This is a genomic window from Mesorhizobium sp. 8, assembly GCF_006351905.1.
In the GTDB taxonomy this organism is placed as follows: Bacteria; Pseudomonadota; Alphaproteobacteria; order Rhizobiales; family Rhizobiaceae; genus Mesorhizobium; species Mesorhizobium composti.
In genome coordinates this window covers 436,359-452,221 of record NZ_CP040914.1, presented here as the reverse complement: position 1 = coordinate 452,221, position 15,863 = coordinate 436,359, and the positions used below count along the sequence as shown (strand labels likewise).

Here is a 15,863-nt window from a genome sequence, read left to right as displayed (position 1 = left end):
CCCAGCAACAAGTCTTTGCTTTGCAAGCAAGGAGCCGGTTCAGTTCAAGATAGGACCGGTTCTACATTTTCGCGTTGAACCGTATTTCGGCGCCCTCCGGTCTGATTTCTAGGAATTGCGCCACGAAAATGTGACGATTCTGCCACGAATCCAGTCAGATCGATACAATTCACGGCAACGGGAGCCCGTCCCCCTTGCCGGGCGTGGGCTGTTTCATGGTAATAGATGAATTGTAAGTGGCCAGGGTGGCTACGGGTTGAGGGGCACATGGGCATGTTTTCGGGTCGTTTGGCTTGTATAGCCAAGCACACAGCAGTTCTGTTGACCGCAACTTTCTTGTCGGTCGTGCATTCAAATGCGCTTTCCTTGAAGGAAGCCATTGCGGTTGCAGTTGAATCGAATCCTGAGGTAGGTCAAGCGATAGAGAATCGCGAGGCGATAGAATTCGAGCTTCGTCAAGCGAAGGGCCTTTACCTACCGAGCGTCGATCTTGAGGCGTCAACCGGCGTGCGCAGACTGGACAATTCTTCGCGCCGGGCGCTTTCGGTAGAAAACGATACCCTCTATCCTTCCGAGGCCGGTCTCACCATAACGCAGAAGTTGTTCGACAGCGGTGCCCGACGCGCTGAGGTCGATCGTCAGGCCTCGCGCGTTGACGGGGCTTCCTTCCGGGTGCTGGAGCGCTCCGAATTTATTGCGCTCTCGGTTGTCCAGGATTATCTCGAATACATGCTCCAGGCTTCCATCGTAGGTGAAGCCAAGAAGAACCTGGGGTTCCATCAATCTATCCTGGGCGATATCCGCGAAAGCGTCGCCGGAGGCGCATTGACCGATGCCGACCGCCAGCAGGCGGAAGAGCGCGTCTTCGCTGCGAAGGCACGCCTGCAGGAGGCTTCGGAAGAGTTGGAAGCCGCGAAGATCCGCTTCTTCAAGACGGTCGGCAAGCCGCTCGCCAATCCGACCAAGCCCCCGTCTGTCGCGGGCGCTTTGCCGCGCTCCCTGGACGAGGCCATCGGCCTGGCCAGGCAGAACAATCCACGCATCCACATGGCCAACAGCGATATTGACGCTGCAACCGCATTGGTGGACGCAGCACGCTCCAAATATGGCCCCGAGCTCGTTGCCGAAGGCGCTGCCCGTACTGGGGACGACGTCGACGGTGACGATGGTCATACCGACGACCTCCAGGCGCGACTGGTATTGCGATGGAACCTCTATCGAGGCGGTATCGACAAGGCCAACGAGCAAGAACAGATCCGGCGCGCCAGCGAGCAGCGACTGGCCCTGCACCAAGTCTATCGCGAAATCGAAGAAGCGGTTCGTACCTCATGGGATCGCCGCTTCAAGCAGGCGGATCTCGCTAAGACACTCCGCCAGCAGGCGGCGACCAATGAGCGCTTGGTGGCGTCGTATCGCGAGCAGTTCAAGGTAGGGCAGCGTTCCCTCCTCGACGTGCTCGACGCCCAAAATACTCGCTTTAACACAGCGACGCTGGCCGACACTGCGATCTATGCTTCGCTTTTTGCCGAATACCGCCTGCTCGCGGCGACCGGCCAGCTTTTGCGCACAGAAGGGATCAATCCTCCCAAACAGGCCGCGGCCTATGCGCGAACCGAGTTCGCCGTGCCGGAAACGGCGGACGTCGAGACGTTTGCGCGCACGCCCTCGGAACAGACCAACGACTTGCCGTTGGATATCCTGGCGCCCCTGCGCAAGAAAAAATAATGTTCCGCGGCGCGGGCGGTGAGGCCCAGTTGAGCGTGTCGTGAATCAGCATCCTCAACTCCAGTCGCCAGGCGGCGCCTTCAAAGCCTGCTTCTCCGCGATTGCCGCCTTTCTCGGGCGGCCGAGCGCGGAGACTGTGCTGTTTGCCGGCGTGCCACTGTCGGATACACGCATCAACATCGATGAGATTCGCCATCTGGCGGAGCGTATCGGCCTTGAGGCCAAGGCGTTCGACAACCGTGACTTCCGTGCTGGCCGAGTGGACCTTCCCGCTATCGTGTTTCGGGTCGACCGGCTGCCGATCGCCTTGCTTTTTGAGGAGCCCGATGGCTATGCGACAGCTCCGCAGGAGGATGGTCGCACAACCATAACCGCGGCTGAGCTGCAGCGAGACGCCATAGCCGGCGGAGCATCGTTTTCCATCACCTATACCAATGCCGCGGAAGAGTTGAATGTCGGCATCGCTTCGAGGATCGAACGGCGACACTGGCTCGGCGGCACGCTGGTCGCTTTCTGGCGCTCTTATGCCAAGGTCATCCTGGCAGCGACGTTCATTAACCTCCTAGCTTTGGCTTCGCCCATCTTCACCATGAATGTGTACGACCGCGTTTTACCCAACAAGGCGGTGTCGACCTTATGGGTGCTGGCATTTGGCATCGGGCTGGTGGTGCTCTTCGACCTGCTGTTGAAAACGGCTCGCGCCGCCTTGATCGACTATGCCGGCCACAGGGCCGACATCCGCATTTCCTATATGCTTTTCGACAAGATCCTGAACTCTTCCCTGGCGGCCCGCCCTCAGTCCACGGGCGAATACGCAAGCCGTGTGACACAATACGAATTCGTGCGCGAGTTCTTTACCTCCAACACCATCAGCGTGTTCATCGATTCTATTTTTGTCTTCATTTTCCTTGTCGTTATTTACGTCATCGGTGGCTGGATCGCGATCATTCCACTCATTGCGGTGGTGATCTCCGTCTGCGTCGGCTTGATTGCCCAGCACCGCATCGGCAAATGCGTGACCGCCTCGATGAATGAGGCTTCGCAACGCCAGGCGCTGCTGGTGGAATCGATCTCCACGCTGGAGACGATTAAGTCGCTGCGGGCCGAGGCCTATCTGCTACGCAAGTGGAACGAGCACTCCAAGAACACGGCCAACACGTCGGAGAAAATCAAGGAATTGTCGGCCGCTGCCGGCAACGTCACCTACGCCCTGCAGCAACTGGTTACGGTGGCTCTCATTGTCGGAGGCGCCTATTCCTTTGCGGCAGGCCACATGACCACGGGTGCCATCATCGCCGTCGTCATGCTGGCGGGGCGAGCCGTGGCGCCGATGGGCCAGATCGCGATCACGCTTGCCCGGCTGCGGCAGGCCCTCCTGTCGCTCAGGATCGTCAACGGCATCATGAGCCAGCCCGAGGATCGGCCGGAGACGGTTGGCTTCGTCAACCGGCCAATCCGCACCGGTGCACTGGCATTCAGGAATGTGGGCTTCGTATATCCAGGCACCGAAAACGAAGTGTTGACCGGGCTTACGTTCAGCGTGAAGCCCGGCGAGCGGGTCGGCATCATCGGCCGCATCGGTTCAGGCAAGACGACGCTGGGCCGTTTGATAGGCCGGCTCTTCCTGCCCACATCGGGTGAACTCTATCTCGACGGCATCGACGTGCGGCAATATCATCCCTCGGAGGTCCGCACGGCCGTCGGGGTGGTGGCACAGGCAGGCGACCTGTTCTCCGGGACAATCAAGGAGAATCTCTTGATGGCCCGTCCCGACGCAACAGACGAGGAGATCATAGAGGCCGCGAAGGCCGCTGGCGTCGACGATTTTGTTTCGCGCCATCCACGCGGCTACGACATGAGTGTCGGCGAGCGCGGCACAAACCTGTCGGGCGGCCAGCGGCAAGCCGTCGCCATTGCGCGCCTTTTGTTGACCAAGCCGAAGATTGTTTTTCTCGACGAACCCTCGGGTTCGATGGATCTTTCGTCTGAGCGCCTGTTGATCCGCCAGTTGAAAATGGCCTTCGATCCGACCACGACGCTTATCGTGTCGACTCATCGGTTCAGCATGCTGGAACTGGTGGATCGCCTTATTGTTGTCGAACAAGGTAGGATCGTAGCGGACGGACCTAAGGAACAGGTCATACAGGCGCTTCAAAAGCCGGGTGGCGGGTCTTGAAGCAACAGGTCGGTAGGGCACGGGGCTAATGCTGACGAAGGACGATCGGCCGCCGCTGTTTGCGTCGGCCACTACAGTGCTGATAGGGCTCCTGCTGGCGGCTTTCGTCTCCTGGTCCTCCTTTGCCGAGGTCGATGAGATTGCACGCGGCGAAGGCAAGGTTATTCCGGCCTCAAAGACCCAGATCATCCAGGCTAGTGAGGCCGGTGTCGTCCAGGAAATCGCAGTCAAGATCGGCCAAAGGGTCAACAAGGACGACCTGTTGATCCGCCTCGACAACACACTGAACTCGTCGAGCCTGGGTGAGCAGGAAGCGAAGGCCAGGGCTCTGCGCGCACGGATCGCCCGTCTGAAGCAGGAGCAGAGCGGGCAGGTCAGTGGGGCGTTCGTTTGTCCCGCGGAGATTCAAAAAAGCGCACCGCAAATCTGCTACAACGAGGAAAGACTCCTCGTCGCCAGGCAGGAAAACTTTGCCAACAAGCTTTCGGTACTGAAGTCGCGGCTGGAACAGCGACAAAAGGAACTGGACGAGGCGAACGCCAATCTCAATCGCCTCAATGAAAATCTCACGGTTAGCGATCGCGAGTCCAAGCTGGTTAACTCGATGGCCAAGAAAGGTCTGATTGCCCAAACAGAACAGATTCGCGTTGAGCGCGAGCAGACGGAACTGAACGGGCAGATCAAGCTCGCCTCCGAAACGATCGAGCGCAGCAAAGCCGCCATCGACGAGGCGCAACTGCAGGTCAACGAAGTCGGCCTTGAACTGCGGCAGGAAGCACTCAACGATCTGACGCAGGCGCTGGCCGATCTGTCGGTTGTGGAAGAAACCATCCGGGGCGCGACAGACCGCGTCGCCCGCACCGATATTCGTTCGCCGGTCGATGGCATCGTCAACACCCTCAACGTCAACACGCTGGGCGCGTTCGTGCAACCTGGGGCGGTGGTCGCCGATATCGTTCCAACATCGGAAACCTTGCTGGTGGAGGCGCGCATCTCGCCGCGCGACGTCGCATTCGTCCGCGCCGACCAGGAAGCCCTCATCAAGATCACCGCCTACGACTTTTCGATCTTCGGCGGCATAGAAGGCAAGGTCGCCAACGTTACCGCCGACAGCCTTGTCGACGAGAAAACCGGCGAACCCTACTATCAGGTCCGTGTCACCACCGACAAATCGACCTTGCAGCGCGACGGCAAGACCTATTCCATCATCCCCGGCATGATCTGCTCGGTAGATATCAAGACCGGCCGCAAAACCATCCTCAATTATCTGTTGAAGCCGATCAACAAGGCCAGGGAGGAGGCCATGCGTGAGCGATAAAGCCGCGCTGCCCGCTTCCGGCGAGCGGCTACCTGAACCCCCGGCATCGCAAGACCTGGAGCCCGAATTTCGCGTCGTCGCTCGCAACGGCCAGCGGCGCGGCATTCGCCTGGAGCGCGGTTTCTGGGACGCCTTGAAGCAGATGGCCGGGAAAGACAAGCTCACGCTTGGCGCCCTTGTCGACCAGGTCGCGGCGACCGTGGGCGAGAACGGCAATCTGGCGTCGGCGCTGCGCGTTGCCTGTCTGCGCGATGCCAACCGGGAAAGCGCTGCGTTGCGGCGGCTGACTTCGACGGACATGGTCAACGCCATCCTGTCCGCGTGCCCGGCCCCCGCTTTCGCGCTCGAAAGCACGCGCAAGATCCTGGGTTTCAACCCTCCCTTTCAGAACCTGGTTCGGCGCCAACTGCCGGCCGGGCTTCATGACGACGCCCGCAGGGATCTCAAGCTTGCGCTGGATCTCAATGTTGCCGACATCTTCGAACGGCTCCGTGCCAACGGCAATCAACCGGTTGCAACGGGCTTTGTGCTCGGCGTCGATGAGCGCCGCTATCGAGGACAGATCAATGCCGTCCGCGCACCCGTGGCCGCGCCCGAATTGCTGTTGGCCTTCGTCGTCAACGGCTGACCGGCGTTCGAAGGCACAAAAGCGCGTTGCGTCCAATCGCAATCATGCGATGCGCTTGAGGTCTCTGTCCTGAAGCATGTAGCCCGAAACAGGTTCCCGCTTCCGGGCGACATCTTTAGTCGGTGGGGCCTTCGCCAGGGGCGATGGCGGCAAGCCCACCCCTCAGCGAAGCGACGCGACTCTCGCCCGTCTTGGCGCCGTGCACCCAGGCACGGTCCGTGCTAAAGGAATAGAGCGGCACATAGTTGGGAAGGGCCGTGTCCTTGACCACCCTATTGTCGAGATTGTCGAGCACGAATGTTCCGCTCGAAGTGCTCACGGACAGGACGGCGTGGAAAACGCCCCTTTTGCTGTCTTGCAGCACGACCAGCGACATGCTCGACGCCGGGATGCCGGATTGCAAAAGCGCGGCCATCTTGAGGATGGCGAAATCCTCGCAATCACCAGCTCGGCGCGCCAGTATTTCTTCCGGCTCGGCCCAATAGTCGGCCTTGCCGTACGTCGTGCTGTCTTTGCGGTAGGCGATAAGCTGATTGACGCCGCTGTTGACGAAAGCAAGCTTGTCGCTGAAGCTCTTGTTCTTCACCGCATCAATGATGAACGAGAAACCGGAACTGGCCCGGTCGCACGCAGTTCCGCATGCGCGTATCGCCCGATAGACCGACGCCCAGCGCGAAGACGCGGGGAAATTGTGCATCGATATGGCAACCGATCCGAAAACGCCCGGAATGATGGACGCGGTCTTGATCGGATCCAGCGCCGGCTCGGCATCGTCCTGCAGGACGACTTCGCCCGCCGCAGGCCCGTAGGCGCCCGTCACCGCGATGCGGTAGACCTGATGCCCGACGGCCGGACCGGGCTGCGGCACGGCGACGCCGCCCAGGAAATCGCCGGTGAAATATGGCCCGGCCTGGGGAGCCCCCCCTGCGAGCGCGTGCCGGTCCAGGGCGGCTTGCGCAAGCGAGGCGGGAGCCAGAAGTGCCGCCAGCAGAAGTATCTGCAAGTGTTTCTTTTTCTGGAACCGAAATACTGTTTTCATAGCACCCACCATTTGACGTGGATGCTAGCGTCATCATCTGAAATAACAGGAAAGAATGATGTTCAATTATCAAGTAATGGATTTGCTCTTGTTTTCATAAAATTTTATTCAAAGCCGTACTTTCGCTGCAAAAGCGCACGATAAACAAATGATTGCGGCGGTTATATATATTATAATATGCAAAAGCCGTTTACTAAACGTAAAATATGCCACTAAAAGCATAATTGGATATATTAAATGGATTTTACAAGAGTTGCAAAACATTTCGCATCCTTGTTTGTTCCAGAATCTTGGGCAAGGGGTTTGGGCTATGGCGACCAGTTTTGAGTTTGAGAACAATTCCGTATCCTGGGATCAGCAGGAAAATCGGGGCGCACATGACAACCAGCCGCCGGCGCTGGAGCTGGCGCAGGCTGCCGCCCCGAATCAACTGGCTACAAATGAACCGGCACCGAATTCCGCATCACCTGCCGTAACCCCATCCGAACCAGTGCCGGTCGATGTCGGCACCCCCGCCGCACAGGCGGGCCAGCACGTGCCCATAGCGTCCGCCACGCCCCCTGCCCCCGCTGGACATGAATATGTCGCGGGAGCAGACAACGTCGTCCATCTTCCGGCGAATGCGTCGATCGACAACATCCGAGTCGATGGTTCGAACCTCGTGCTGCAGCAGGCCGATGGATCTGTGATCGTCATCAAGGATGGCGCCATCAATGTCCCCTCCTTCATCGTCGGCGATGTCGAGGTTCCGCGCGTCGCTCTGCTTGCGGCGCTCGAATCGAGCGGCGTCAACGTCGCCTTCGGTGCCGACGGGTCTATTTCCGCAGGCTCCGCCGCCGCACAGCATGAAAGCGCTGGCGGCAATTTCCAGCAGCCTCCCGGCGGCATCGGCAATGGCTTCGATCTCAGCGCCCTGCTGCCGCCGACCGAATTGCGCTTCGGCGGGCTCGACCGGCACGAACTCTATCCAGCCGTCGCCAACCGCGAGCCGGGTATCGACATCACCCCCAATGCCAACGGCCTCGCGGTCCCCACCGGGGCCTCCGCCAGCGTCGCCGAGCAGGGCCTCCCCTTCGGATCCGCGCCGAACGAGAATTCGGAATATTCGACCGGTATATTCAAGCTGAGCGACCCTGACGGCCTGAGCGACCTGAAGTCGCTTACGATCGACGGTCAGACCGTCCAGATCGGCCAGTTGGCCGGCAGCGTTTTTGCCGGACAGCATGGAACCTTGACCATTCTTTCCTATAACGAGCAGACCGGGATCGCGAAGTATCAGTATCAGCTGACCGAGAGGACGGACGATCGGGCTGGCCCCGAAACCGACAGGTTCGAGATCAGCGTCTCGGACGGCAGCACGACTTCCGCGCCCGCACAGCTTATAGTGAATATCGTCGACGACGTTCCCACGGCGCATGCCGGTCCTGATCTGTCGGTTGTTGAGACGGCTGGGGCGACGGCCGGAACGAACCTTCTGGCCAACGACGTCAAGGGCGCCGACGGGGCGACGCTGACCGGCGTCGACTTCAACGACGGCGCCGGCCCGCATGCGATCGCGGCGGCGGGCGTGACGACGCTGACGACGGCGAACGGCGTCTACACCTTCCAGGCGGACGGGACGTGGACGTTCGACCCGAGCCCGAACCTGGCCAACAACGGCGCCGGCGTCGATGCCGGCTTCACCTACACCATCACCGACGGCGACGGCGACACCTCGACGGCGGCGCAGGACGTCACGATCACCGACGGCGCCGGGCCGACGGCGACGCAGACGCCGGTTGCGCTGGTCGTCGACGAGGCCGACCTTGCCACCGGCACCACGCATGGCGGCGCCAACGGCGGCGATCCCGACACGGTCGCCATCAACACCGGCGGGCTGGTGTTCACGGCCGGCTCGGACGCGATCGCCGACGTGCACTTTGCCGCCGGCCAGCCGGCCATCCAGATCAGCGGCCTCGACGACGCGGTTGCCGCGCAGATCAGCTGGAGCGGCCAGGGCACGGACACGCTGACCGGCACCATCAACAACGTCGCCGTCATCAGGCTGGACCTGACGGGCACGCAGACGGCCGCGGCCGGCGGCCAGGCGGTGCCGACGGTCACCGCCACGCTTCTGGCGCCGTTCCCGCACCAGGACAATCCCGACGCCGACACGCTGACCATCAAGGGCATCAGGGTCGAGGCCGTCGACAGCGACGGCACCGTCTCGGCGCCGGCCGCCACGGTCGAGGTCACCGTGCTCGACGACGTTCCGCATGCCGCCAACGATGCCGGCGGCGCGAGCGAGAACGGCGCGGTGGTCGGCGGCAACGTGCTGGTCAATGACGACCTCGGCGCGGACCACGGCGTGGTCGGCACCGACGGGCGGGTGTCGGGCGTTGTGTCGGGCGCCGGCGGGGCGGAAGTGACGAACGGCGCGGGGCTTGGCGGCATCGCCGGGGCGCACGGCACCCTGGTGCTTGGCGCGGACGGTTCCTACAGCTACACGCCGACGGCGAATGCGTCGGTTCCTGCGGGCACGACGGACGTGTTCACCTATACGGTGATCGACAAGGACGGGGACACGGCGCATGCGGAACTGACGATCACCTTCTCGGGCGACGCGTTTGCGCCGACGGCGGTGAGCGCGGCGGCGACGACGAGCGACGTTGCCGGCGACAACCATGTCGCGGGCTCGAACGCGGACGGGTTCGTGGCGCAGGTTGATACGGGCACGCTGGCGTTCGACTTCGGCGGCGACGGTCCGGCGACGGTATCGCCGTTCACGGCGAGCTATGACGGCGGGCTGGGTGCGGCGCTGTCGCAGACCTCGGTCGGCGGGGTGACGACGATCACGTCGGCGGCGTGGACGCTGACCATCGACGAGACGAACGGCGCCTACACGTTTACGCAGACGGCGGCCTACCAGCATGACCTCGGCGCGACGAGCGACCAGGGCAAGGTGACGGTGACGCTCACCGACAGCGACAACTCGACCAAGCAGGTGACGCTGACGCTCAACATCACCGACGACGTTCCGCATGCCGCCAACGATGCCGGCGGCGCGAGCGAGAACGGCGCGGTGGTCGGCGGCAACGTGCTGGTCAATGACGACCTCGGCGCGGACCACGGCGTGGTCGGCACCGACGGGCGGGTGTCGGGCGTTGTGTCGGGCGCCGGCGGGGCGGAAGTGACGAACGGCGCGGGGCTTGGCGGCATCGCCGGGGCGCACGGCACCCTGGTGCTTGGCGCGGACGGTTCCTACAGCTACACGCCGACGGCGAATGCGTCGGTTCCTGCGGGCACGACGGACGTGTTCACCTATACGGTGATCGACAAGGACGGGGACACGGCGCATGCGGAACTGACGATCACCTTCTCGGGCGACGCGTTTGCGCCGACGGCGGTGAGCGCGGCGGCGACGACGAGCGACGTTGCCGGCGACAACCATGTCGCGGGCTCGAACGCGGACGGGTTCGTGGCGCAGGTTGATACGGGCACGCTGGCGTTCGACTTCGGCGGCGACGGTCCGGCGACGGTATCGCCGTTCACGGCGAGCTATGACGGCGGGCTGGGTGCGGCGCTGTCGCAGACCTCGGTCGGCGGGGTGACGACGATCACGTCGGCGGCGTGGACGCTGACCATCGACGAGACGAACGGCGCCTACACGTTTACGCAGACGGCGGCCTACCAGCATGACCTCGGCGCGACGAGCGACCAGGGCAAGGTGACGGTGACGCTCACCGACAGCGACAACTCGACCAAGCAGGTGACGCTGACGCTCAACATCACCGACGACGTTCCGCATGCCGCCAACGATGCCGGCGGCGCGAGCGAGAACGGCGCGGTGGTCGGCGGCAACGTGCTGGTCAATGACGACCTCGGCGCGGACCACGGCGTGGTCGGCACCGACGGGCGGGTGTCGGGCGTTGTGTCGGGCGCCGGCGGGGCGGAAGTGACGAACGGCGCGGGGCTTGGCGGCATCGCCGGGGCGCACGGCACCCTGGTGCTTGGCGCGGACGGTTCCTACAGCTACACGCCGACGGCGAATGCGTCGGTTCCTGCGGGCACGACGGACGTGTTCACCTATACGGTGATCGACAAGGACGGGGACACGGCGCATGCGGAACTGACGATCACCTTCTCGGGCGACGCGTTTGCGCCGACGGCGGTGAGCGCGGCGGCGACGACGAGCGACGTTGCCGGCGACAACCATGTCGCGGGCTCGAACGCGGACGGGTTCGTGGCGCAGGTTGATACGGGCACGCTGGCGTTCGACTTCGGCGGCGACGGTCCGGCGACGGTATCGCCGTTCACGGCGAGCTATGACGGCGGGCTGGGTGCGGCGCTGTCGCAGACCTCGGTCGGCGGGGTGACGACGATCACGTCGGCGGCGTGGACGCTGACCATCGACGAGACGAACGGCGCCTACACGTTTACGCAGACGGCGGCCTACCAGCATGACCTCGGCGCGACGAGCGACCAGGGCAAGGTGACGGTGACGCTCACCGACAGCGACAACTCGACCAAGCAGGTGACGCTGACGCTCAACATCACCGACGACGTTCCGCATGCCGCCAACGATGCCGGCGGCGCGAGCGAGAACGGCGCGGTGGTCGGCGGCAACGTGCTGGTCAATGACGACCTCGGCGCGGACCACGGCGTGGTCGGCACCGACGGGCGGGTGTCGGGCGTTGTGTCGGGCGCCGGCGGGGCGGAAGTGACGAACGGCGCGGGGCTTGGCGGCATCGCCGGGGCGCACGGCACCCTGGTGCTTGGCGCGGACGGTTCCTACAGCTACACGCCGACGGCGAATGCGTCGGTTCCTGCGGGCACGACGGACGTGTTCACCTATACGGTGATCGACAAGGACGGGGACACGGCGCATGCGGAACTGACGATCACCTTCTCGGGCGACGCGTTTGCGCCGACGGCGGTGAGCGCGGCGGCGACGACGAGCGACGTTGCCGGCGACAACCATGTCGCGGGCTCGAACGCGGACGGGTTCGTGGCGCAGGTTGATACGGGCACGCTGGCGTTCGACTTCGGCGGCGACGGTCCGGCGACGGTATCGCCGTTCACGGCGAGCTATGACGGCGGGCTGGGTGCGGCGCTGTCGCAGACCTCGGTCGGCGGGGTGACGACGATCACGTCGGCGGCGTGGACGCTGACCATCGACGAGACGAACGGCGCCTACACGTTTACGCAGACGGCGGCCTACCAGCATGACCTCGGCGCGACGAGCGACCAGGGCAAGGTGACGGTGACGCTCACCGACAGCGACAACTCGACCAAGCAGGTGACGCTGACGCTCAACATCACCGACGACGTTCCGCATGCCGCCAACGATGCCGGCGGCGCGAGCGAGAACGGCGCGGTGGTCGGCGGCAACGTGCTGGTCAATGACGACCTCGGCGCGGACCACGGCGTGGTCGGCACCGACGGGCGGGTGTCGGGCGTTGTGTCGGGCGCCGGCGGGGCGGAAGTGACGAACGGCGCGGGGCTTGGCGGCATCGCCGGGGCGCACGGCACCCTGGTGCTTGGCGCGGACGGTTCCTACAGCTACACGCCGACGGCGAATGCGTCGGTTCCTGCGGGCACGACGGACGTGTTCACCTATACGGTGATCGACAAGGACGGGGACACGGCGCATGCGGAACTGACGATCACCTTCTCGGGCGACGCGTTTGCGCCGACGGCGGTGAGCGCGGCGGCGACGACGAGCGACGTTGCCGGCGACAACCATGTCGCGGGCTCGAACGCGGACGGGTTCGTGGCGCAGGTTGATACGGGCACGCTGGCGTTCGACTTCGGCGGCGACGGTCCGGCGACGGTATCGCCGTTCACGGCGAGCTATGACGGCGGGCTGGGTGCGGCGCTGTCGCAGACCTCGGTCGGCGGGGTGACGACGATCACGTCGGCGGCGTGGACGCTGACCATCGACGAGACGAACGGCGCCTACACGTTTACGCAGACGGCGGCCTACCAGCATGACCTCGGCGCGACGAGCGACCAGGGCAAGGTGACGGTGACGCTCACCGACAGCGACAACTCGACCAAGCAGGTGACGCTGACGCTCAACATCACCGACGACGTTCCGCATGCCGCCAACGATGCCGGCGGCGCGAGCGAGAACGGCGCGGTGGTCGGCGGCAACGTGCTGGTCAATGACGACCTCGGCGCGGACCACGGCGTGGTCGGCACCGACGGGCGGGTAACTGGCGTTGCGACCGGCTCGGATACATCGCACGCCGTGAGCGGGAATCTAGGTGGCATTGGCATCCAGGGCACTTGCGGCACCCTGGTGCTGAACGCGAACGGCACCTACACCTACACCGCGAATGCCGTAAACGGCGACCAGGTCGATCACTTCGTCTACACGGTCACCGACAAGGACGGCGACACGTCGACGACGACGCTTGATATCACGGTCAAGAACGTCAACAGCGTGCCGGTCGGCGGTTCGGCCAGCGCGATCGTGGACGATGAGGGATTGCCGCACGGTATCTTTGGCGGAACGGGAGATGCAGCGACCAATTCCGCCTTCGCTACCGGAACATTGACGGGCTCGGGCGGCGACGGCGCGTTGTCTTACAGCTTTGCCAATCTCAATGGCGCCACCGGCGTGACGATCGGCCAGGAGAAGGTCGATTTCACCTGGGACAACAGTAACCATCAACTGGTGGCCACGATCAGCACCAGCACCGCGGGCCGGGTCGGCCAGGTGCTGTTCACCGTGGACCTCGATCCGTCGAGCGGCGCCTATCAGGTCAACCTCATCAAGCCGGTGTTGCACGACAACGCCAATAACGCTGAAAATGGCGACATCACGCTAAATCTCCAATACAGCGTCAGCGACAGCGATGCCGACACCAGTGCCGGCGATACCGGCCTTGGTACGCTGGCCGTCACGTTCGACGACGACTCGCCAGTGAATTTCACGGCGCAATCGATGACTATCGAGAATGGCGCCAACGCGATCGGCAGCGGTGCATTGAACTTCTACGAAAGCATCGGTGCGGATGGCGGCAAGGTAGCGTTCAGTGGCGGCACCGACGGCGTCACGAAGCTCACGGATGGCGCGACGACCGTAACCTCCGGCGGCAAGGAGGTGTTCCTCTACGGCTACGGCACCGACACGCTGACCGGAATGATTGACCTCGACGGCAACGGCAGCAAGGAGACGACCGTCTTCACGGTCAAACTGTCGCCAAACGCGACAAGCGAACCGAATGACATCTATACGGTTCAGTTCTTCAGAACGCTGGATGACGGCGCTACAACCTTCATCACCAGTTCGAATCTGAGCGAAACCAGCGCCAGAAACTTCAAGATGGTCAATGATCCGACGTCAGCGGACAAGGATATTCTGATTTCTGCATCCAGCAGCTCTGGACAAACCACGGTTAACGGCAGCAATTCCGGAATGATAGCCTTTGGCGCCGGAAACCCCTTTTTGACCAACACTGGAGACGTCCTGCGGTTCGACTTCTCCCATAGTGTTGCGATGACAGGCGGCGGAAGTGGAAACGGCTACACAGACGCCGCCCATTACAATTCGAATGGATTCACGTTCAAGGTGGATGGATCTGGCAGTTCGGATGTCTCGGTGACCGTCTACCAAGCTGACGACAATTCCCCCAACACCTATGCGAGCCTGGTGAACGATAGCGCAAGCAAGGAGGCGATCACACAAATCTACAAGAACGGCGTGCTGGTCGATCTCAATGACAACAGCCAGGTGACGGTGATCAACGGCGCATACGTCGTTCATGCGACGGGCGGCGACACCCTGTCGGTCTTTACGGATGACGGGTACAACCGGATCGAGGTCGGATATGCCGGACAAAACAAATTTTCTGTCGGAAACGTCGGTTTTGTACAGTCTGAAGCCGGGCACAATCTCGACTTGTCGTTCAATGTGACCGCGACCGATGCCGATGGCGATACCGCGGCCGGCTCGATCGCTGTCACGACGGTTCCGTTCAATTCCGTGATCGACGGAACTACAGCTGACGACCTCCTCGTTGCCGGTATCGCCGGTCAAACTCTCCACGGCAAGGATGGCAACGATACGCTCATCGGCGGCATCGGCGCGGATACGCTCGACGGCGGTCTCGGCACCGATACGGCCAGCTACCAGAATTCGGCCCTGGGCGTGACGGTGAACCTGACGCTCGACGGCACGACGACGGCTCAAACGTCGGTGGGAGACGCCAGCGGCGACAAGCTGATCGGCATCGAAAATGTCATCGGTTCCAATTCCACCGACATTCTCACCGGAGACAACAACAACAACGTTCTTCTGGGACTGAATGGCACCGACACGCTTGCCGGCAACGATGGTAACGACACGCTTGTCGGCGGCGCCGACTCAGACACGCTCAACGGTGGCTCTGGCACCGATACCGCCAGTTACGAAAGCTCGCTTGCCGGCGTGACGGTCGACCTGAATCTGGTTGGAACCGCTCAAATCTCCGGCGGTGACGCCAGTGGCGACAACCTGACCGCTATAGAGAACCTCATCGGCTCGCAGTTCGCCGATATTCTGACCGGTGACGGCGGCAACAATGTTCTCGCCGGATTGGGTGGCGACGACAAGCTGATCGGTGGAGCCGGCAACGATACTCTCATCGGCGGCCCTGGTCAGGATACGCTGACCGGCGGCGGCGACGCCGATACGTTCAGGCTCGACAGCCTCGACATCAAGGACCTCATAACCGACTACAGCGGCAGCGATGCGGGTGGGCAAGGCGACAAGATCGACCTGACGGCCCTGTTCACCACGGCAGCGGGCAGCGACATCAGCGACTACGTCCAGTACGACAGCACGACCCATACGTTGAAGGTCGACGCCAACGGCGCAGCCGGCGGCGGTGCCGGCTTCGTGGACGTCGCGGTGCTCCAGAACGCGCCCGCTTCCGGTACGATCACCATACTTTACGATGACGCGACACACGCGCACCTGCAAACCACCATTTAGCACTTATGCACGGCC

General features: G+C 62.8%; 6 protein-coding genes. 5 read left to right on the top strand and 1 reads right to left on the bottom strand.

All coding sequences use genetic code 11. The features are described 5' to 3' along the window. The first annotated feature begins 273 nt into the window (after window positions 1-273). The 4 genes from FGU64_RS02080 to FGU64_RS02065 are packed head-to-tail and all read left to right on the top strand — an operon-like array spanning window position 274 to window position 5,847. Window positions 274-1,725 (top strand): TolC family outer membrane protein, encoded by a 1,452-nt coding sequence (locus FGU64_RS02080; RefSeq protein ID WP_139955231.1) that lies wholly within the window; start codon window positions 274-276, stop codon window positions 1,723-1,725. A gap of 40 nt (window positions 1,726-1,765) precedes the next feature. Beyond that, window positions 1,766-3,901 (top strand): type I secretion system permease/ATPase, encoded by a 2,136-nt coding sequence (locus FGU64_RS02075; protein WP_139950682.1) that lies wholly within the window; start codon window positions 1,766-1,768, stop codon window positions 3,899-3,901. Window positions 3,902-3,929: 28 nt separating this feature from the next. Continuing rightward, a complete protein-coding gene (locus FGU64_RS02070; RefSeq protein ID WP_139950681.1) occupies window positions 3,930-5,219 on the top strand; it encodes an HlyD family type I secretion periplasmic adaptor subunit in 1,290 nt (429 codons plus the stop codon). After that, entirely contained in the window at window positions 5,209-5,847 is a 639-nt protein-coding gene (locus FGU64_RS02065; protein ID WP_139950680.1) for a ribbon-helix-helix domain-containing protein, read from the top strand. The genes FGU64_RS02070 and FGU64_RS02065 overlap by 11 nt, the downstream gene beginning before the upstream one ends. 115 nt (window positions 5,848-5,962) lie before the next feature. On the opposite strand, the gene FGU64_RS02060 is transcribed toward FGU64_RS02065, so the two are convergent. Then, a complete protein-coding gene (locus tag FGU64_RS02060; RefSeq protein WP_246671215.1) occupies window positions 5,963-6,898 on the bottom strand; it encodes a transglutaminase-like cysteine peptidase in 936 nt (311 codons plus the stop codon). 136 nt (window positions 6,899-7,034) lie between these two features. Between FGU64_RS02060 and FGU64_RS02055 the strand changes: the two genes are divergently transcribed. After that, window positions 7,035-15,848 carry a tandem-95 repeat protein gene (locus tag FGU64_RS02055; protein WP_139950679.1) on the top strand — a complete coding sequence of 2,938 codons (8,814 nt, stop codon included), beginning with the start codon at window positions 7,035-7,037 and terminating at the stop codon, window positions 15,846-15,848. The last annotated feature ends 15 nt before the right edge of the window (window positions 15,849-15,863 follow it).